Source organism: Rhizorhabdus sp., from assembly GCF_018006725.1.
Lineage (GTDB): Bacteria > Pseudomonadota > Alphaproteobacteria > Sphingomonadales > Sphingomonadaceae > Rhizorhabdus.
The window spans coordinates 1-16,618 of sequence record NZ_JAGMXV010000037.1; the positions used below are offsets into that span (position 1 = coordinate 1).

Consider the following 16,618-nt stretch of genomic DNA (forward strand, 5'->3'; position numbering starts at 1 on the left):
GTGCGCGATCTTGCCGACGCCATCGAGGAGTTGATGCAATGACCCACAGGATCGTGGTGACCGCCACCGACACCGACGTCGGCAAGACGATCTTCTCGGCCGCGCTCGTCGGCACGCTGGACGGCATCTACTGGAAACCCGTTCAGGCCGGCATAGACGGCGGCACCGACAGCGAAACGGTGCGCCGCCTGTCGGGCCTGTCGCCGGACCGGATCCTGCCCGAAGCCTATCAGCTGGAAACCCCGGCCTCACCGCACCTTGCAGCCGCGATCGATGGTGTCACGATCGACCCTCACCGTCTGGTGCCGCCATCGGTCGACCGGCCGCTGGTGATCGAGGGCGCGGGAGGCCTGCTCGTGCCGCTGACCCCCGATTATCTGACCGCCGACTTGTTCGCGCGCTGGAAGCTGCCGACCATTCTCGTCTGCCGTACCTCGCTCGGCACGATCAACCACAGCCTGCTCTCGATCGAGGCGCTGCGCGCACGCGCCATTCCGATCCTGGGCATCGCCTTCGTCGGCGACGCGCATGAGGAGAATGAACGCATCATTCCTGCGCTGGGCAAGGTCCGCCGGCTGGGCCGCCTGCCGCGGCTCGACCCGCTCGACGCGCCGGCCCTGGCGGCCGCCTTCCGGCAGGCATTCGACGTCAAGGACTTTGCCGCATGAGTTCGCCGGTCTGGCACCCTTTCACCCAGCATGGCCTGAACGAGCCCATTCCGCAGGTCGCCCGGATGGAAGGAGCGAGCATCCATACGGTCGACGGAGAACGCTATGTCGATGCGATCTCGTCCTGGTGGGTGACGACGCACGGCCATTGTCATCCCCGCATCATGGCCGCGATCCGGGCCCAGACCGAGACGCTCGACCAGCTGATCTTCGCCGGCTGGACCCATGAGCCGGCCGAGCGGCTGGCACGCGGGCTGATCGAGATTGCGCCTAAGCCTCTTGCCCATGTCTTCTTCTCCGACAGCGGATCCACCAGCGTCGAGGTCGCGCTGAAGATGGCGCTCGGCTACTGGCTCAACCGGGGCGAGCCGCGCCATCGCATCATCGTGATGGAGCACAGCTATCATGGCGACACGATCGGCGCGATGTCGGTCGGCGAGCGCGGGGTGTACAACCGAGCCTATCAGCCGCTGCTGTTCGACGTCGACACCCTGCCCTTCCCCGGCGATGACGGCGCGAACACGCTCGAAGCGCTCGAAACTTTATGTCGACAGGGCCCGCCGCCCGCCGCGCTGATCGTCGAACCGCTGATCCTTGGTGCGGGCGGCATGCTGATCTACCCCGCCCATGTCCTCGCCGCGATGCGGGAGATCTGCCGTACGCATGGCGTGCTGTTCATCGCCGACGAGGTAATGACCGGCTGGGGCCGGACGGGCATGCTGTTCGCCTGCCAGCATGCCGGCGTGTCGCCCGACATCATGTGCCTGTCCAAAGGGCTCACCGGCGGCGCCATCCCGCTGGCGGTGACGCTCGCCACAGGCGAGATATTCGACGCGCACCTGTCCGACGACAGGGGACGGATGTTCTTCCATTCGTCGAGCTACACCGCCAATCCGATCGCCTGCGCCGCCGCCAACGCCAATCTCGATATCTGGCGCGAGGAGCCGGTGATGGACCGGATAGCGAGCCTGACGCGGCGCCAGGCCGAACGGCTCGACCGGCTCGACAGCCCGCAGATCGTCCAGCGCCGGCAACTGGGCACGATCACCGCGATGGAGTTCGTCGATCCCTATGGCGATTATCTGTCCGCGCTGGGGCCGCTGCTCAACCGCTTCTTCCGCGCGCGGGGACTGCTGCTGCGGCCGATGGGGAACCTCGTCTATGTGATGCCGCCCTATTGTATCGGCGACGAGGACCTCGACCGGATCTACGGGGCGATCGCCGAAGCGGCTGTGGACATCGCGCGATGAAGAAGCAGATCGTGGCGCTGTTGCTGTTGGCGATCCTGCTGCTGCCGATGCTGGGCGGAATACGGCGCCTGAAGCGGCTTCCGCGCGACAAGAAGGATGACGATAGCGGCGCGTGAGCCCGTTCGACCAACGTCTGACGACGGCGACAACCTTTCGTTAACCATCATCGGCGACAATTAAGGGATGTTAACGGACCGCCGTCCATGACCTGGCCGACCCTCGGCAGCCGCCTGACGCGCGACGTCAATGGCGTGCGCGACGCGATCGGGCGCGCGGCCCAGCGTGTGGGCGTCGACTTCACCTATCTGCTCAACCAGGCGAAATCGGAAAGCGGCCTCAATCCGCACGCCAAGGCGCAGTCGAGTTCGGCCGGCGGGCTCTTTCAGTTCATCGACCAGAGCTGGCTCGGCGCCGTCAAGACCTATGGCGCCAAACATGGTCTCGGCTGGGCCGCCGACGCGATCCGCCGACGGTCCGACGGCAGCTGGGCGGTCGATTCCGACATGCGCCAGCAGGTCATGGGCCTGAAGAACGATCCCGACGCAGCTTCGCTGATGGCGGCGGAGTTCGCCAGCGACAATGCGCAGGGGCTGGAAAATGCCCTCGGCCGCCAGCCGCGTTCCGCCGATCTCTATTTCGCGCATTTTCTCGGCCTCGAAGGCGCGACGCGCTTTCTCAAGGCTGCCGATGCACAGCCCGGTGCGTCCGCCGCCGCGTTGTTCCCGCGCGAGGCGCGCGCGAACCGCTCGATCTTTTACGACGCGGGCGGGCAGGCCCGGTCACTGTCCGAAGTCTATGCGCTGATGGCGCGCAAGATCGATGATCAGGGCAGGCCTCTCACGACCAATCCGGCGGGGCCGGGCTCGGCAGAGTCGCTACGCCTCGCTTATGCAACCGAGGTCTTCGAAGGTGACGGCAAGGCACATCCTGCCACTGACACGGCAGAGATGCTGGCGATGCTGGAACAGGGGCAGCGGGTCAATCTGCTCAAGCCGAACCCGTCCAACGCCCGGATCGCCTATCTGATGCTCGCCTCGGGCGGCGACGCGACCATCTACGACAGCAGCCGCGACGCCTGACGCCCATATCCCTCGTACCTGTCCCTACGGTCAGTGCGGGGCTTTTGCTGCCAGTTGCGCTCTCGCAGCCGCCGGCATCGCGGTCGGATCATCGGGACCGCTTGCAGCCATCAGATCGACCGGTCCTTCGGTGGCGGGAGAATCGCCAAAACCGGGCTGCATGTCCGACCATGCCAGCGTGATCGACATACGGCGGTTGCGCGGGTCATAGGGATCTTCGGCGGTGTAGGGTTCGCGGTCGGCGACGCCCTCGATCCGCAGGAAGCGGCTGTCCGCCACCCCGAAGCCGGACAGCGCCTTGCGCGTCGCCTCGGCCCGTGCCGCCGACAGCGTCCAGTTGTTGACCGTACGCCCCTTCGAATAGGGCATGGCATCGGTGTGCCCACGCACGATCACCGAATTGTCGGCGAAATTGGTCACCTCGGCGACCTGGCGCATGAGTTCCAACGCCTTGGCCGACAGCTGGTCGGTGCCCGACTTGAACATTGCGAAGTCGGCCTGATCGACGAGATCGATCCGCAGCCCTTCACGGGTCTCCACCATGCGCACGCTCTTGGCGAGCTGGCCCATGCCCGGCGTCTTACCCATCTTCTCTTCGAGCATCTGCTTGAGTTTCTGAAAGGCAGCCCGGTCGCGCGAGCGGATCGACGAACCGCCTTCCGACTCGCCGCCGGTCGCATCCTTGGGGATGGTGATGGACTTCGAACCGGTCTGCGCGGCGCGGTGCGGGTAATTGTCGCGGTCGACGATCGACTCGCCGCCGAACAGTCCGTTGGCGCCCGCGCTCTTCTCCTTCAGCTGGACTAGCGTCGGGGTGAAATAGTCGGCGATGCCCTTGCGCTGCTTTTCGGTCGTCGCGCCCAGAATCCACATCAGCAGGAAGAAGGCCATCATCGCGGTCACGAAGTCGGCATAGGCCACCTTCCAGGCACCGCCATGGTGCCCGCCATGCCCTTCGGCAATGATCTTCTTGATGATGATCGGTCTGGGTTCGGGCTCGTTCTTGCCACGCTTCGAAGGCGACTGGGCCATGGATCGCTATATCCCTGTATCGGACCGGATCAGCGGCCGCGCATGCCGTCGAACACGTCGGCGAAGGCCGGCTGATTCTCGTGCGAAATGCCCGAGCGGGCAGCCTCGATCACCAGCGGCAGCGGGTGGCCGTGCAACGAGGCGATGATGATCTGCTTGACCACGCCGTAGATCGCCGCATCGGCCTCGATCACCTGGCGGCACCGGCCCGCGAAGGGCGCGACGATACCATAAGCGAGCAGAATGCCGAGGAAGGTACCGACGAGCGCCGAACCGATCATGGCGCCGAGAATGGCCGGTGGCTGGTCGATCGAACCCATCGTCTTCACCACGCCGAGAACGGCCGCGACGATACCCAGCGCGGGCAGCGAGTCCGCCAGATTCTGCATCATGTCGGCGGGCTTGATTGCGTCATGGTGGTGGGTCTTGAGCGCGTTGTCCATCACGTCCTCGACCGCCATCGGATCGAGCGTGCCCGACGAGATGACCACCAGCCGCAGCGTGTCGGTGATCATGTGGATCAGCGTGCTGTCCTTCAGCAGCTTGGGATATTCGGCGAACAGGGTCGACGCCTTCGGATCCTCGATATGCGGCTCCAGCGCGACCGGCCCCTCGGTGCGCAGCTTCTTCATCAGCGTGGAGACGAGGAAGATGACGTCGAGATAATCCTTCTTGTTGTAGGTCGGCCCCTTGAAGACCTTGCCGAACCCACCCCCGAAGGCTTTCAGTTCCTTCATGGAGTTGCCGGCGATGATCGCGCCGACGGCGGCGCCGCCGATGATCAGCATTTCGTGCGGGATCGCGTGCATGACCGGTCCCAGGTCGCCCCCGGTGATGGCGAAGCCACCGAACACCATGGCCATGAGGACGACGAGACCGATACCTGCGAACATGCGCGTTCACTCCCACGCGAAACCATCGAAATGCGGCGCGGTCAGGCGCCTGCTCCCTCGATTATCGTTAACGGCCGTCTAAGCGTCTTATTTACCGGCCAAGGCCGGAAAATTAGCGGAGATAGTCGAACAAAGTATTACTATTGACCTTGGCGAAAGCCATCTGCGCCGCCTGAAGGCTCAACGTTCGGGCGTTTAGCTTCATCACCGTTGCGGCAACGTCGGTGTCCTCAAGCGAACTGCGCTCCTCGGTCAGCTGCGTCGCTGCGGCCTCGACCGTCTCCGCCGCCGTATCGAGTTGCGCCATGCGCACACCCTGTGCGGCACGCTGGTTGGTGACGTGGTTGATGGCGGTATCGATATTGGCGAGGCTCGCATCGGCAAGCGTCCGTCGGGTGGCCACGTCATCGGTCGAGATCGCGTCGATCGCGGCCCCGATCGCCCAGTCGAGCGACGCGACCCCCTGCGTATAGACCAGCCCGTCGAACATCGTCGAGCGCTGGGTCGTCGCCGGCAGCCGCTGCGTCGCCGACGTGGATACCAGCAGGGGCGCGTCGACCGGGAAAAGCGACTGGCCCGTCGGAGTCGTCTCGACCTGCAGGTTGTTCAGCTGCGTACGCAGCGAACTCATTTCCTGCACCATCGCCTGCCGGTCGATCGATGATACCGATTCACTGGCTCCCGCCAGCGTCAGTTCCTTGACCCGGTTGAAGATGTCATAGGCCGTACCCATCGCCGTATCGACCTGGGCGGCGACCGATTTCGCGGTCTGGATGTTGCGCGACCAGACAGTCTGGTCTGCCTGCGCGCGCCGGATCTCGGCGACCCGGGCAGCCGCGATCGGGTCGTCGGACGGCTTATCGATACGCTTGCCGGTCGAAATGGCTGCCTGGGCCTTGGCGATCTCTTCACCAAGCTGAGACTGCCGATTGATCTCTACCTGTGCGCGGTAGCGTGTTGCGGTGATCACGGATGTCTTCCCTTAGAACAGACCCAGAATATCCTGCAGCATTTCCTTCGCGACCTGAATGATGCGCGCAGACCCGCTATAGGCTTGTTGGTATCGGAGCAGCTGGGCCGCCTCGACGTCGAGATCGATGCCTGTGATTTCATCCAGTGATTGCATCGCCCCGTCCCGATAGTTGGATGCAGCCGTCTTCTCCGCATTGGCAGAGGACACGCTCTGCGAGTGGATCGACACGAGCAGCGACCACTTCGCCTCGGGGCCGGAGGAGGTGCGCGTCGTCTTGAGATCGAGCGCATTGCCATTGGCGACGCCCGCAGTGGAGGCTGCGGCGATCTTGGACAGATCACTCGTGGCAACGCTCAGATCCGCCGCACTCGTGCCGCCGAGCAGGGCTGCGCCAGCATCGCCGTTGCGGTCGATACCAGCCTGGTTCCAGCTATTCAGAGTATCGGCAAAGCTGACGGCGATGGCGTCCAGCGCTTCCCGGCGCGATGCGATCGCTCCGGCCGCCTCGACCAGCCCGCTGAGCGCGCCGGATTGCGCATTGATGCTCACCTGCGTCTGAAGCCCCGATGCCACCAGCGACAGGCGACCGTCGCTGGCGCGGACCACGCCCACCAGCCCGGGATAGGGCTCGCTCGAATCGACCAGCTTGATGACGCTGTTGCCGAGCAGCCTGACATCGGCGCGACCATCGTCCTCGAAGCGGACCTCGACGCCGACGGCATCCGAGATGCTCTTGAGCGTGGCGTCGCGCTGATCGAGGAGCAGGGCCTGCCCTGCCGAACCCGGCGAAGCGCGCAGCAAGCCGATGTTGATCTTGACCAGATTGGCGAGGTCGGAGTTGAGCTTGCTCACCGACGATTCAGCGACCGCACCAAGCCCGTCCGACGCCGCCTTGAGCGAGCCTGCCGTATTGTTGAACTGGTTGGTCACCTCGGTGAGCGCGGTCAGCATCGTACGGCGATTGGTGTCGCTCGAAACGTCGGTGCTGAGCTCCTCGGCAGCGGTGAAAACCGACGCCATCTTGACGCCAAGGCCGACCTGGGAGTCGTCGAGGGCCCCCTCAGCCGTGTTCAACCAGCTCGCTTTGGCTTCGGCCTTGGCCGCTTCGGAATTGGCCAGCCGCGCATAGGAGCTGCGATAATTGTCGTAGACGCGCTGTACGGCAGCGACGCTCACGCCGCCGAAGACGGCCGAGGAGCGATACTGGTAATTGTTCGACGTCGCCACGGCGGATTCGCCCAGCCGCACGGTACGACGGGTATAGCCCTCGGTCTCCGCGTTGGAGACGTTTTCGCCGACCGTCGACAGCGCCGCCCGATAGGCGACGATGCCCGAACGACCGATGGCGAGAAGGTCGCTCACTCAGCCCCTCCCGGCACGATGGGCGAGGATACTGGCTTGGCCGATGGGCCGCTGCCCATCGCCATGGTGGTGGCACCGTCGGCTGCCGGCGCCTTCTTCGACACCCGCGCCTCAAACTGCTTCACCAACATCTCGGCAATGCCGAGCGCGCCCTTGTCCGCAAGATCGGTCGCGAAGTTCGAGTCCTGCATCTCGCGGAACTGGTCGGTCGCCTCGCTGCCGAACAGCTCATCCTCGCTGAGCTTCGCCTCGCGCATCGATTTGAGCATCTGACGGGTGAAGATCGCTTCGAATTGCTTCGAGGCGGCCTTCAGCTTGTCGAGCTCGCTCGCCTTGGCGTTTGCAAGAGCACCGCCGCGAATGGAAACGCCATCGATCACAGGACCACCAGCTCCGCCTTCATGGCGCCGGCCTGCTTGAGCGCTTCAAGGATTGCGACGAGGTCAGCCGGCGACGCTCCGATCGCGTTCACGGCCTTGACGATGTCGGCGAGCGACGCCCCCGGCTGGAACTCGAACATCGGGCGCGCCTCTTCCTGGACGTTGATCGCGCTCGACTGCTGGACGGCGGTCTGCCCCTTTGAAAAGGGCTCGGGCTGGATGACCTGTGGCTTCTCGTCGACCTGGACGGTCATCTTGCCATGGGTGACGGCGACAGGAGCGATGCGGACCGCACCGTTTATGACGACCGTCCCCGTACGGGCATTGACGACGACACGCGCAGGCGCATCGGCCGTGTCGACTTCGAGATTTTCGATCCGGCTCATCAGCGCGGTGCGAAGCTCGGCACCGGGAGCGGAGTCGATGGTGATGGTGGTGGCGTCGATCGACCGCGCGATCGGCTGTCCGATAGCGGCGTTGATCCGCGCGGCGACCCGCTGGGACGTGGTGAGGTCGCCCTCGGCCAGATCGAACCGAAGCTGGGGAGAGGTGGCGAAGCCGGCGTCGACGCTGCGCTCCACGGTCGCCCCGCCGGGAATACGACCGGCGGTGGGAACGTTGATCGTCAGCTTGGAACCGTCAGCGGCATCGATGCCGAGGCCGCCCACCGCAAGATTGCCCTGCGCCATGGCGTAGATCTGTCCGTCGGCACCGATGAGAGGGGCCATGATCAGCGTCCCGCCCCGCAGCGACTTGGCCTTGCCGAGCGCAGAGATGGTCACGTCGAGCCGCTGGCCAGGCTTGGCAAAGGCCGGAAGTTCGGCGGTCAGCATGACGGCTGCGGCGTTCTTCAGCGCCGGGTTGACCCCTGCAGGCAGTTGCAGACCGAAGCGCGAAGCGACCCCCTTCATGCCGAGCGTCGCATAATCGAGGCTATCGTCGCCGGTCCCCGCAAGGCCTACGACGATGCCATAGCCGGTCAGCTGGTTGGCACGCAGCCCCGCGAACGCGCCGATATCCTTGATCCGCTCCGCCTGCGCGGGAAGCGTCGGCACGAGTCCGGCGATGCAGAGCAGGGCAGTGAGCAGAAAGCGGTACATTAACGGCAGATCCTCAAAAATCTTAAGTCAGAATGGACTCAAGATGGAAAAGAAACGGTTAAGCCATCCCTGCCGCGAGCCTCGGGCGATCTCGCCCTTGCCCGAGTAGATGATCTTGGCGTCGGCCACGCGGGTCGAAGGGACCCGGTTGTCCGGGCCAATGTCTGCCGCGCGGATGAAGCCGACGATCCCGATATTTTCGTCGCCCCGATTGAGGGTGAGAAACTTTTCCCCGCGCACCATCATCGTACCGTTCGGATAGACGCGCGCGATGGTGACGCTGATCTCGCCGTTCAACTGGTTGGACTGGGCGGCGTTGCCCTTGCCGGCAAAGGTGCCGCCGCCGCTGACGGCAGCATCGGTCGCACCGAACAATGACAGCGGACCGGTGGTGGGCGGCGTGATTCCGACTTCGCCCGACCGGTCGGTCGACGCGCTGTTCGACTTCACCGCCTGCGTGCGCTCCACGAGCGTGATCGTGACGATATCGCCGACCATTGCCGCACGGGCACCATTGGTCAGTGCCGAATAGCCATTGGCCGCCTGGAAGATGGCGCCATTCGCCTCCGGCGGGCGTGGCGCGACCGCGAAGCTCGGCATATAGTCCGGATCGCGGAACTTCTGCTTTGCCTCTGCCCGATCGAACGCGACGCTGCCGATCAGCATCGCGACCATGGCGAGGGTTCCGATCGCCTTCATGTCGCTATCAGACGTTCTGGTTGACATATTGCAGCATCTGGTCGGTCGACTGGATCATCTTGCTGTTCACCTCATAGGCGCGCTGCGTCTCGATCATGTCGACCAGTTCCTGGACGATATTGACGTTCGAGGATTCGAGCGCGCCCTGACGCACGCTGCCGCGCCCGTCGATCGCGCCGGGGCCGACCTGCGGCTGGCCCGAAGCCGAAGTCTCGGTGAGGACGTTATTGCCTTCGGCCTGAAGACCGGCGGGATTGGTGAAGCGGGCAATCTCGATCGTGCCGACCTGCGAGGCTTCGGTCTGCCCCTGCAGCGTCACGCTGACCGCGCCGTTGGCCGCGATCGTGATGTTCGCGGCACCGTCGGGGATCTGAATCTGCGGTAGCAACTGATAGCCGTCGCTGTTCACCATGGTCCCGTCGGACGACAGGTGGAAGCTGCCATCGCGGGTGTAGCCGACACGACCGTCGGGCAACTGGATCTGGAAGAACCCCGAACCTTCGACCGCGAGATCGAGCGCATTGTCGGTGGTCTGCAGCGATCCCTGGGTGTCGACCTTGGACGTCCCGTTGATCTGCACACCCGAGCCGAGATTGGTCCCCGTCGCGAAGCGGGTCGATTCCGACGAAGCCGCACCCGGCGCCGTCATCGCCTGATAGGCGAGCGTCTCGAAACTGGCCCGGTCGCGCTTGAAGCCGGTGGTGTTCACGTTCGCCAGATTGTTGGCGATCACCTGCATCCGCATGTTCTGGGCATCGAGGCCCGTGCGGGCGACGTGCAATGCTGCGTTGGTCATCGTGACTTCTCCGTTCTAGCTCAATCGAAGCGCATCAGTTCGCTGGACGCCTTGTCGATGTCCTGCGCTGCGCTCATCATCTTCACCTGCATGTCCCAGCCCCGGCTGGCCTCGATCATGTCGATCAGGGTCGAGGACACGTTGACGTTCGAGCCCTCCAGGGCTCCCTGGCGCACCTTGGCCTCGGGATCGGAGGGAAGCGTCCCACCGTTGCGCGGCCGAAACAGCCCATCGAGGCCCTTCGCCACCTGCATGCCGCTCGTGCCGACCAGCTTCAGCCGATCGACCGTCTGCATCTGCGAGGGATCGCCGCCCTGCGGGACGATCGAGATCGTCCCGTCATTGGCGATCGTCAGCTTGTCGAAGGGAGGCAGGGTTATCGGGCCGGCATCGCCGAGCACCGGCAGCCCATCGCCGGTCGTCAACAGCCCGCTGTCGCTCAGCTGCAGATCGCCCCGACGCGTATAGGCCTCGTCGCCTTCGCGGCCCTGCACCGCGAGCAAGGCATCCTTGCTATCGAGCGCGACGTCGAGCATCCGCCCGGTCTCGCTGATCGTTCCGGCCGTCATGTCGGCGGAATTCACCTCGCCCGAATTGGCGACGCGACTGTCGAACCCGTCGCCCTTCACCCACAAAGCGGCGCTGGAGCTCATTTCGGCGCGGAAGCCCGCCGTGTTCGCGTTTGCGAGGTTGTTGGCGGTCATCGTCTGACGCGCCATCGCCGAACGCATCGCCGACAGGGAGCTGTAGATCAGCTTGTCCATAGCGGGGCTCCGTCAACCGGTCTCAGGATCAGGCGCGCAGGTTCACGATGGTCTGGGTCATCGTGTTGGCGGCCTCGATCGCCTTGGCGTTCGCCGAGAAGTTACGCTGCGCCTGGATCAGCGCGACCAATTCCTCGGTGATGTCGACATTGGCCTGTTCGAGCGCACCCGACTGGATCAGACCGGTTCCGTTGGTGTTGGCCTCGCTGATCATCGGTTCGCCCGAAATACCGGTCGAACCCCATTTGCTGTCGCCCAGCTGGCGCAGACCTTCGGGATTGGAAAAGGTCGCCAGAATGATCTTGCCGAGCGCCTGGGCATCGCCGTTCGAGAAGGTCGCGACGACGAGACCCTGCGCGTCGACCGAGACGTTGTCGAGCTGGCCGGCGGCGTAGCCGTCCTGGGTGAAGCTGGTCAGAGTAAACGGAGCCGACGCCTGACGGGTGTTGGACCCGAGGGTCAGCGCGAAGCCGATCGGTCCGGTCGCGCCCGACGGGCTGACCTGGTTGGTCGTGAGCGTTCCGGGCGCCGCACCGTTGATCGTGCTCATCGTGCCGAAGCTGTCGAACACGATCGTTACCGGAACCGGCGGCGTGTTCTGCGCCGGATCCATGCTGATCTCCTGGTCGCCGATAAAGGTGCGCGCGGTCCACGTCGTGGTCGTGGTCGCGCCGGTGGGCACGTTCTCGCGGATATAATAGGTCGTCATCGGGAACGCCGTGCCCGAGGCGTCGTAAACCGTCGTCGTGGTCGACTGGTTATAGCTGTTCGCGTCGAACCGGTCGAACGCATAGGGGTTCTGGGCGGTGTAGACCGAGCGGCTCGACGGGACGTCGGCATCCGCCGGAAAGGTGATCGAGAGATCGACCGTCTGGGTCGCGCTGGACGTGCCCGAGGTCAGCGGCAGCTGCAGCGAACGCGTCGAGCTCAGGCCCGTCGCGGTCAGCGTGCCGCGCGAGTCGGTCGGAAGAACCTGCAGATAGGCGCCGGAACTGTCGACCACATAGCGCTGGGAATCGACGCGGAAGGAGCCGTTGCGCGTGTAGGAAACCTGCGAGTTCGAGGTCGTCGAACGGGTCACGAAGAAGCCCTGGCCCGAGATGGCGAGGTCGAGCGATCGCTCCGAATTCTCGAAACCGCCCTGGGTGAACTGCTGGGCGATGCCGCGCAGGCGGGTGCCCTGGCCTGCCGTGGTCGAGCTCTGCAGCGGCGCCGACGACACGATGTCGCCAAACTCGGCAGCGCTCTTCTTGAAGCCGGTGGTGCCGACATTGGCGACGTTGTTGGAAATGACCGCGAGTTCGGTCTGCGAAGCCTTGAGGCCGGAGAGAGCGGTATAGAAGGACATGGTCTAGGAAGCTCCGTTACCGAATGTCAGGAAATCTGGAGGGCCGCCGCCGGATCGATCGATCCGAGCGGAGTGACGAGCTTGGTCGCGCCGCTCGCGGGCGAGCGGACGCCGGAAACGGTCGTCCAGCTGCTCGTCGTCGCGGCCAGCTGCTGGGCGGACATATCCTTGGCGTTGACCGAGATGGTGAGCGGGCCTTCGACGGCCTTGCCCTCGGCATCCTTGCCGTCCCAGTAGAAGGGGATGTCACCCGCCTTCACGTCGGTCGCGCTGCCGTTGTACACGACCTTGCCCGTCGCATCGACGAGGCTGATGTCGACGCGCGACGCGTCCTTGTCGATCGTGACGTTTCCGGCATAAGCGCCGTCGGCCAGGGCGGTGGCGGACTTGGATTCGACCAGCACCGCCTTGCCGATCCAGCCCGCAGCGTCGCCGACGCGCGAGGATGACAGCGTCTCGGCGATGCCCTTCAGCGACTGGTTCATCTCCGCAATGCCGGTCGTCGACGAGAATTGCGCCATCTGTGCGACCATCTGGGTGTTGTCGACCGGATTGAACGGGTCCTGCGTCTGCATCTGCGTGGTCAGCAGCTTTAGGAAGGACGCCTGGTCGAGCGTCCCGTTCGACTTCTTCGCCGTGGTCGTCGACGACGACCCCGTGTTGCCGAGACTGTCGAGATAGGAGCTTCCGGTGGATATCGTCATTTGCCGAGCCTCAGCGTGTCGAGGGTGAGCGTCTTCGCGGTCTGCATGACCTGGACGTTGTTCTGATACTGGCGCGCGGTCTCCATCATCTCGACCAGCTCCTGCGCCTGATCGACACCCGCCTCCCAGACGTTGCCGTCCTTGTCGGCCTTGGGATGATTGGGGTCGTAGCGCTTGGTCGGCTCGATATTGGAGGCGACGACCTGATCCACCTTGACGGTGGCCACGCCGGGCGCGTCGGTAACCGTCGAGAAGACCGGCTTGATGGCGCGGAATGCCTCGGCCTTGCTGCTCGCTACCGAACCCGCATTGGCAAGGTTGGAAGCCGACGTGTTGAGGCGGACCATCTGTGCCGACATGGCGCGGCCGGCGATGTCGAAGACGGAGAGATTCCCGGCCATCGTCACTCGCCCTTCAGCGCTTGCATGATGGTGCCGACACGGCCCTCGAGGAAGGACAGAGTCGCCTTGTAGTGCAAGGCGTTCTCGGCAAACTGGTTCTGCTCGGTCGACAGTTCGACCGTGTTGCCATCGAGCGAAGCTTCGAGCGGAACGCGATAGCCCAGGTTGCGATCGGCTGCCTGTCCGGCGGAAAGACCGCCGGTCGCATCCGAAAGCGCCTTCTGAAAGTCGATGTCGCGCGCCTTGTAGTTCGGCGTGGCGGCATTCGCGATGTTCGAGGCAAGCAGGGACAGGCGCTGCGATCGCAGTTCCAGTGCCTTGCCGTGGATCCCGAAGAGCGGATCAGCCATTTTTCGCTCTACCTTCTAAAAGTGCTGGCTATCCGGCCGTTAACCCTCACGGGACTTGTCTGCGGATGCCTTCGGAACCGCTGATGCAACTGCCGTGCCAAACGTGGTTAACGGGCTCTTCAACCCGATTTTCCCCGGCAATTGGTGGCGGAGCGGCAGCGGCTTGCCGGAGGCGGCAATTTCTTGCCGGTCCTCCTTGCCGCTCGCGTTAGCCATATCCGGCAACGCTCTGTTGACCGGTCAGGGAGATAAGGGGGACATGATGATCGCGCTCGAAGACATTGCCCGATACATCGACCCGATCGCCCTGATGATCGTCATCGGAGGCACATTTTTCGTCACGGTCTTCCGGTCTCCGCTCCGCGACATAGGCGCAGCCTTGCGGGCGCTCGCGATGATCGGGCGCGCCGACCCCGCCGCTGACGCATCAGCCGCGCGGGTCTGCGTCAGCCGCATTCGAGAATTGGCCGAATTGCGCAGCCTGTCCTGCGTAGACCGCGTCGAGACGGCGCAGCGCTTCCTGCTGCGGGCGGCCCGAACCCTGTCCGACGCGCGCAACCCCGCCGACTTTTCCCGCTGGGCCGAGAGCGAAATCGAGGCGCGACGCCAACGCCATCAGGCCGGCATATCGGTCTGGCGGAGCATCGCGGAAGCGGCGCCGGCCATGGGCATGATCGGCACCATCATCGGCCTCATTCAGATGTTCTCGCGCATGGATGATCCCGCGCAACTCGGGCCCGCCATGGCGATCGCCATGCTCACGACGTTGTACGGCGTGCTGCTTTCCTCCGGGATCGCCGCGCCGATAGCGGGCCGGCTGGAAGGTCTCTCCGAAGCCGAACTGGCGTGGCAGGAAAGCGCCTGCCGCCAGCTCGAACTCATCGCGCGCGAAGAACTGGACCGTGCGCCGCCACCTGCCCCCGTCGCGCGCCCGCGCCTGCGGACCGTTCCATGAGGCGTGAAATTTCCCAGCGTTGGGTGCTGAGTTTCGCCGACCTGGCGCTCCTGCTGCTGTCCTTTTTCGTGCTGATGCAGGCGCAGGTCGCCGACCGCATCAAATTGGCCGCCGGCCTGCGCGAGGCCTTTGGCGGCGAAACCGGATCGTCGGGTGCCGAGCGACATGATCCGGGTACGACGCTGGCGGCCGGTGCGCTGTTCGAACCGGGGGAGGCCGTCTTCCGCGCGGGCCAGACCGAGCGGCTCAGACATATCGGCGCCGATGCGGCCAGGTCGGGCAAGCGGGTGCTGGTTGCGAGCGAGGGCCGTGACGGCGCCAATGCCCGCCTCGATGCCTGGGAGTTGTCCGCCGCGCGCACGACGGCGGTGGCCCGCGCGATACGCGGTGGCGGACTGCCGGATACGATGATCGACATCGCAATCCCGCCGAGCCGCCAGGACGAGCCCGCTCGGGGCCAGCGCATCGCTGTTCGGCTGCTGCCTGGCCGGAACTGAGCGCAAGCAGAGCGCCAAAAAGGCAAATACGGCGTTAACCAAATCTTTGCGATCGCCGCTCTATCGTCACATCATGAACCGGAAAACGACCGCTTCCCGCTCATTGCGCCGCCTGGCTCTTGCCGTGCTCTGCACTGTTGCATCCACCGCAGCTGGTGCACAGACCGCTTTGCCGCCCGCCCAGAATCTCGACACGCTCGAACGCATGGTGATCGCGGCGCTCGGCGCCGACATCGGCCAGGTAGGGGGGCCGCTGGCTCCGCTCGATCGCCGGATGCGGCTGGCCGACTGCGGCTCTGGCGTTCAGATCGATCCGCCCAGCATCGGTGCGGTCACCGTCCGTTGTCCGGGCTTGGGGTGGCGGCTGCGCGTTCCTCTGGCGCGTTCGGTTACCGCAATCGCTCCCCGGAACAGCGCGCAGACCGCGCAGACCGCATCGCTCCCGACCAGCGCCATTCGCCGTGGCGATCCGGTGAAGCTGCTGGCCGTCGGCGACAGCTATTCGATCAGCGTCGACGCGACGGCGATGGAAGACGCCGATATCGGCGGCAGAGTCAGGGTATCGACCGCCGCCAAGGGATCGACCCTGTTCGCGGAAGTGATCGACATCGGTCGCGTTCGCTTGCTCGGATTTAAATAATTTGGAAACCTGTCGTTATAGTGGACAGAGGTGAAATCCCGGGCCGCGCGCCCTGAGTGAAAGGACAAGTCATGATCAATGGGGTAGGACCGGCCAGCCCGACCCGCATCGGTCAGGTCAAGGACGACAAGGTCGCATCGGTATCGCCGACGCAGCCGACAGCACCTGTTGCCAGCACGCCGGACATGGCACCGTCGCTGGTCAAGGCGCTCGCGGAAGCTGGCCCGCCGATCAACAGCGAGAAGATCGAAGCCATTCGCCAGGCGATCGCCGCCGGGCAATATCCGATCGATGCGAAAGCCATCGCTGCCAAGATGATCGCACTCGACCTGCCGAAAGGCATGGCGTGAGCCAAACGCTCGTCGATGCTCTTGCTGTATCGAGCGCCGCTCTGGTTGCGGCGCTCGATGCGCAGGATGTCGACGCCATCGAAAAGACGTTGCCCGACCTGACCGCGCGCGTGGCCGAGATGAAGGCTCTTGGTTCCTGGACGCCCTCGCCGCGTCTCAAGCAGAGCCTGCTTGCCGCTTTGCAGACGGTTGACGGCGCCCGTTTCAGGCTGCGCTATCTCGCTGACCGAAACCAGCAGCATATCGATATGCTGGCCGAGGCGGCCGGTCGTTTCGACTGCACGCCAGCAACCTATAGTCGCAATCCGCGCTGAAGCCCTCATAAGAAGAATGAACGCGCGCGATCTCATGATCGCGCAGTTCGCAGGTCGTCGACC

At 64.7% G+C, this 16,618-nt stretch carries 21 protein-coding genes; 8 read left to right on the forward strand and 13 right to left on the reverse strand.

The annotated features are described in order from the left end of the window. The first annotated feature begins 38 nt into the window (after positions 1–38). From bioD to KAY22_RS07830, 3 genes are all read left to right on the forward strand, one after another. Positions 39–668, forward strand: a complete 630-nt coding sequence (gene bioD / locus KAY22_RS07820) for a dethiobiotin synthase (RefSeq protein ID WP_296621932.1) — start codon at positions 39–41, stop codon at positions 666–668. Next, complete coding sequence (locus KAY22_RS07825) at positions 665–1,918, forward strand: adenosylmethionine--8-amino-7-oxononanoate transaminase (protein ID WP_296621934.1); 1,254 nt, start codon at positions 665–667, stop codon at positions 1,916–1,918. The genes bioD and KAY22_RS07825 overlap by 4 nt, the downstream gene beginning before the upstream one ends. A 203-nt stretch (positions 1,919–2,121) precedes the next feature. Then, the gene (locus KAY22_RS07830; RefSeq protein WP_296621937.1) at positions 2,122–2,997 is read left to right on the forward strand and encodes a hypothetical protein; all 876 of its coding nucleotides are present in this window, start codon (positions 2,122–2,124) and stop codon (positions 2,995–2,997) included. A gap of 30 nt (positions 2,998–3,027) precedes the next feature. Here KAY22_RS07830 and KAY22_RS07835 read toward each other — a convergent pair whose 3' ends face one another. From KAY22_RS07835 to flgB, 13 genes are all read right to left on the reverse strand, one after another. Then, positions 3,028–4,029 carry a flagellar motor protein MotB gene (locus KAY22_RS07835; RefSeq protein ID WP_296621940.1) on the reverse strand — a complete coding sequence of 334 codons (1,002 nt, stop codon included), beginning with the start codon at positions 4,027–4,029 and terminating at the stop codon, positions 3,028–3,030. A 29-nt stretch (positions 4,030–4,058) separates the two neighbouring features. Then, a complete protein-coding gene (gene motA, locus KAY22_RS07840; protein WP_296621943.1) occupies positions 4,059–4,922 on the reverse strand; it encodes a flagellar motor stator protein MotA in 864 nt (287 codons plus the stop codon). 112 nt (positions 4,923–5,034) lie between these two features. After that, positions 5,035–5,892, reverse strand: coding sequence for a flagellin (locus KAY22_RS07845; protein WP_296621945.1), 858 nt, complete (start codon positions 5,890–5,892; stop codon positions 5,035–5,037). Between the two features lie 12 nt (positions 5,893–5,904). After that, positions 5,905–7,257, reverse strand: coding sequence for a flagellar hook-associated protein FlgK (flgK, locus tag KAY22_RS07850; protein ID WP_296621948.1), 1,353 nt, complete (start codon positions 7,255–7,257; stop codon positions 5,905–5,907). Beyond that, a complete protein-coding gene (locus KAY22_RS07855; RefSeq protein WP_296621951.1) occupies positions 7,254–7,637 on the reverse strand; it encodes a rod-binding protein in 384 nt (127 codons plus the stop codon). Before KAY22_RS07855 ends, flgK begins: the two co-directional genes overlap by 4 nt. Further along, positions 7,634–8,737, reverse strand: a complete 1,104-nt coding sequence (locus KAY22_RS07860) for a flagellar basal body P-ring protein FlgI (protein ID WP_296621954.1) — start codon at positions 8,735–8,737, stop codon at positions 7,634–7,636. Before KAY22_RS07860 ends, KAY22_RS07855 begins: the two co-directional genes overlap by 4 nt. A 27-nt stretch (positions 8,738–8,764) precedes the next feature. Further along, positions 8,765–9,436, reverse strand: coding sequence for a flagellar basal body L-ring protein FlgH (locus tag KAY22_RS07865; protein WP_296621957.1), 672 nt, complete (start codon positions 9,434–9,436; stop codon positions 8,765–8,767). A gap of 7 nt (positions 9,437–9,443) precedes the next feature. After that, positions 9,444–10,232 (reverse strand): flagellar basal-body rod protein FlgG, encoded by a 789-nt coding sequence (flgG, locus tag KAY22_RS07870; RefSeq protein WP_296621959.1) that lies wholly within the window; start codon positions 10,230–10,232, stop codon positions 9,444–9,446. A gap of 20 nt (positions 10,233–10,252) precedes the next feature. Further along, complete coding sequence (flgF, locus tag KAY22_RS07875; protein ID WP_296621962.1) at positions 10,253–10,996, reverse strand: flagellar basal body rod protein FlgF; 744 nt, start codon at positions 10,994–10,996, stop codon at positions 10,253–10,255. A gap of 28 nt (positions 10,997–11,024) precedes the next feature. Beyond that, positions 11,025–12,344, reverse strand: a complete 1,320-nt coding sequence (locus KAY22_RS07880; RefSeq protein WP_296621965.1) for a flagellar hook protein FlgE — start codon at positions 12,342–12,344, stop codon at positions 11,025–11,027. 26 nt (positions 12,345–12,370) lie between these two features. Further along, positions 12,371–13,048, reverse strand: a complete 678-nt coding sequence (locus KAY22_RS07885; RefSeq protein ID WP_296621967.1) for a flagellar hook capping FlgD N-terminal domain-containing protein — start codon at positions 13,046–13,048, stop codon at positions 12,371–12,373. Beyond that, positions 13,045–13,449 carry a flagellar basal body rod protein FlgC gene (flgC, locus tag KAY22_RS07890; protein ID WP_296621969.1) on the reverse strand — a complete coding sequence of 135 codons (405 nt, stop codon included), beginning with the start codon at positions 13,447–13,449 and terminating at the stop codon, positions 13,045–13,047. The genes KAY22_RS07885 and flgC overlap by 4 nt, the downstream gene beginning before the upstream one ends. A gap of 2 nt (positions 13,450–13,451) precedes the next feature. After that, entirely contained in the window at positions 13,452–13,799 is a 348-nt protein-coding gene (gene flgB / locus KAY22_RS07895) for a flagellar basal body rod protein FlgB (protein WP_296621973.1), read from the reverse strand. Between the two features lie 259 nt (positions 13,800–14,058). Here flgB and KAY22_RS07900 point away from each other — a divergent pair, with 259 nt between their 5' ends. The 5 genes from KAY22_RS07900 (at position 14,059) to KAY22_RS07920 (ending at position 16,555) form a co-directional block, all read left to right on the forward strand. Beyond that, positions 14,059–14,754, forward strand: a complete 696-nt coding sequence (locus KAY22_RS07900; RefSeq protein WP_296621974.1) for a MotA/TolQ/ExbB proton channel family protein — start codon at positions 14,059–14,061, stop codon at positions 14,752–14,754. Then, positions 14,751–15,251, forward strand: a complete 501-nt coding sequence (locus KAY22_RS07905) for a flagellar motor protein MotB (protein WP_296621975.1) — start codon at positions 14,751–14,753, stop codon at positions 15,249–15,251. Before KAY22_RS07900 ends, KAY22_RS07905 begins: the two co-directional genes overlap by 4 nt. 73 nt (positions 15,252–15,324) lie before the next feature. Next, a complete protein-coding gene (locus tag KAY22_RS07910; RefSeq protein WP_296621976.1) occupies positions 15,325–15,891 on the forward strand; it encodes a flagella basal body P-ring formation protein FlgA in 567 nt (188 codons plus the stop codon). A gap of 71 nt (positions 15,892–15,962) precedes the next feature. Further along, complete coding sequence (gene flgM, locus KAY22_RS07915) at positions 15,963–16,241, forward strand: flagellar biosynthesis anti-sigma factor FlgM (protein ID WP_296621978.1); 279 nt, start codon at positions 15,963–15,965, stop codon at positions 16,239–16,241. Then, positions 16,238–16,555 (forward strand): hypothetical protein, encoded by a 318-nt coding sequence (locus tag KAY22_RS07920; protein ID WP_296621980.1) that lies wholly within the window; start codon positions 16,238–16,240, stop codon positions 16,553–16,555. Before flgM ends, KAY22_RS07920 begins: the two co-directional genes overlap by 4 nt. Positions 16,556–16,618 lie beyond the last annotated feature (63 nt).

Bases quoted from the DNA above. Each gene is read 5' to 3' on its own strand.
- bioD (WP_296621932.1), top strand. From the start codon at position 39: ATGACCCACAGGATCGTGGTGACCGCCACCGACACCGACGTCGGCAAG.
- KAY22_RS07825 (WP_296621934.1), top strand. From the start codon at position 665: ATGAGTTCGCCGGTCTGGCACCCTTTCACCCAGCATGGCCTGAACGAG.
- KAY22_RS07830 (WP_296621937.1), top strand. From the start codon at position 2,122: ATGACCTGGCCGACCCTCGGCAGCCGCCTGACGCGCGACGTCAATGGC.
- KAY22_RS07835 (WP_296621940.1), bottom strand. From the start codon at position 4,029: ATGGCCCAGTCGCCTTCGAAGCGTGGCAAGAACGAGCCCGAACCCAGA.
- motA (WP_296621943.1), bottom strand. From the start codon at position 4,922: ATGTTCGCAGGTATCGGTCTCGTCGTCCTCATGGCCATGGTGTTCGGT.
- KAY22_RS07860 (WP_296621954.1), bottom strand. From the start codon at position 8,737: ATGTACCGCTTTCTGCTCACTGCCCTGCTCTGCATCGCCGGACTCGTG.
- KAY22_RS07865 (WP_296621957.1), bottom strand. From the start codon at position 9,436: ATGAAGGCGATCGGAACCCTCGCCATGGTCGCGATGCTGATCGGCAGC.
- flgG (WP_296621959.1), bottom strand. From the start codon at position 10,232: ATGACCAACGCAGCATTGCACGTCGCCCGCACGGGCCTCGATGCCCAG.
- flgF (WP_296621962.1), bottom strand. From the start codon at position 10,996: ATGGACAAGCTGATCTACAGCTCCCTGTCGGCGATGCGTTCGGCGATG.
- KAY22_RS07880 (WP_296621965.1), bottom strand. From the start codon at position 12,344: ATGTCCTTCTATACCGCTCTCTCCGGCCTCAAGGCTTCGCAGACCGAA.
- KAY22_RS07885 (WP_296621967.1), bottom strand. From the start codon at position 13,048: ATGACGATATCCACCGGAAGCTCCTATCTCGACAGTCTCGGCAACACG.
- flgC (WP_296621969.1), bottom strand. From the start codon at position 13,449: ATGGCCGGGAATCTCTCCGTCTTCGACATCGCCGGCCGCGCCATGTCG.
- flgB (WP_296621973.1), bottom strand. From the start codon at position 13,799: ATGGCTGATCCGCTCTTCGGGATCCACGGCAAGGCACTGGAACTGCGA.
- KAY22_RS07900 (WP_296621974.1), top strand. From the start codon at position 14,059: ATGATGATCGCGCTCGAAGACATTGCCCGATACATCGACCCGATCGCC.
- KAY22_RS07905 (WP_296621975.1), top strand. From the start codon at position 14,751: ATGAGGCGTGAAATTTCCCAGCGTTGGGTGCTGAGTTTCGCCGACCTG.
- KAY22_RS07910 (WP_296621976.1), top strand. From the start codon at position 15,325: ATGAACCGGAAAACGACCGCTTCCCGCTCATTGCGCCGCCTGGCTCTT.
- flgM (WP_296621978.1), top strand. From the start codon at position 15,963: ATGATCAATGGGGTAGGACCGGCCAGCCCGACCCGCATCGGTCAGGTC.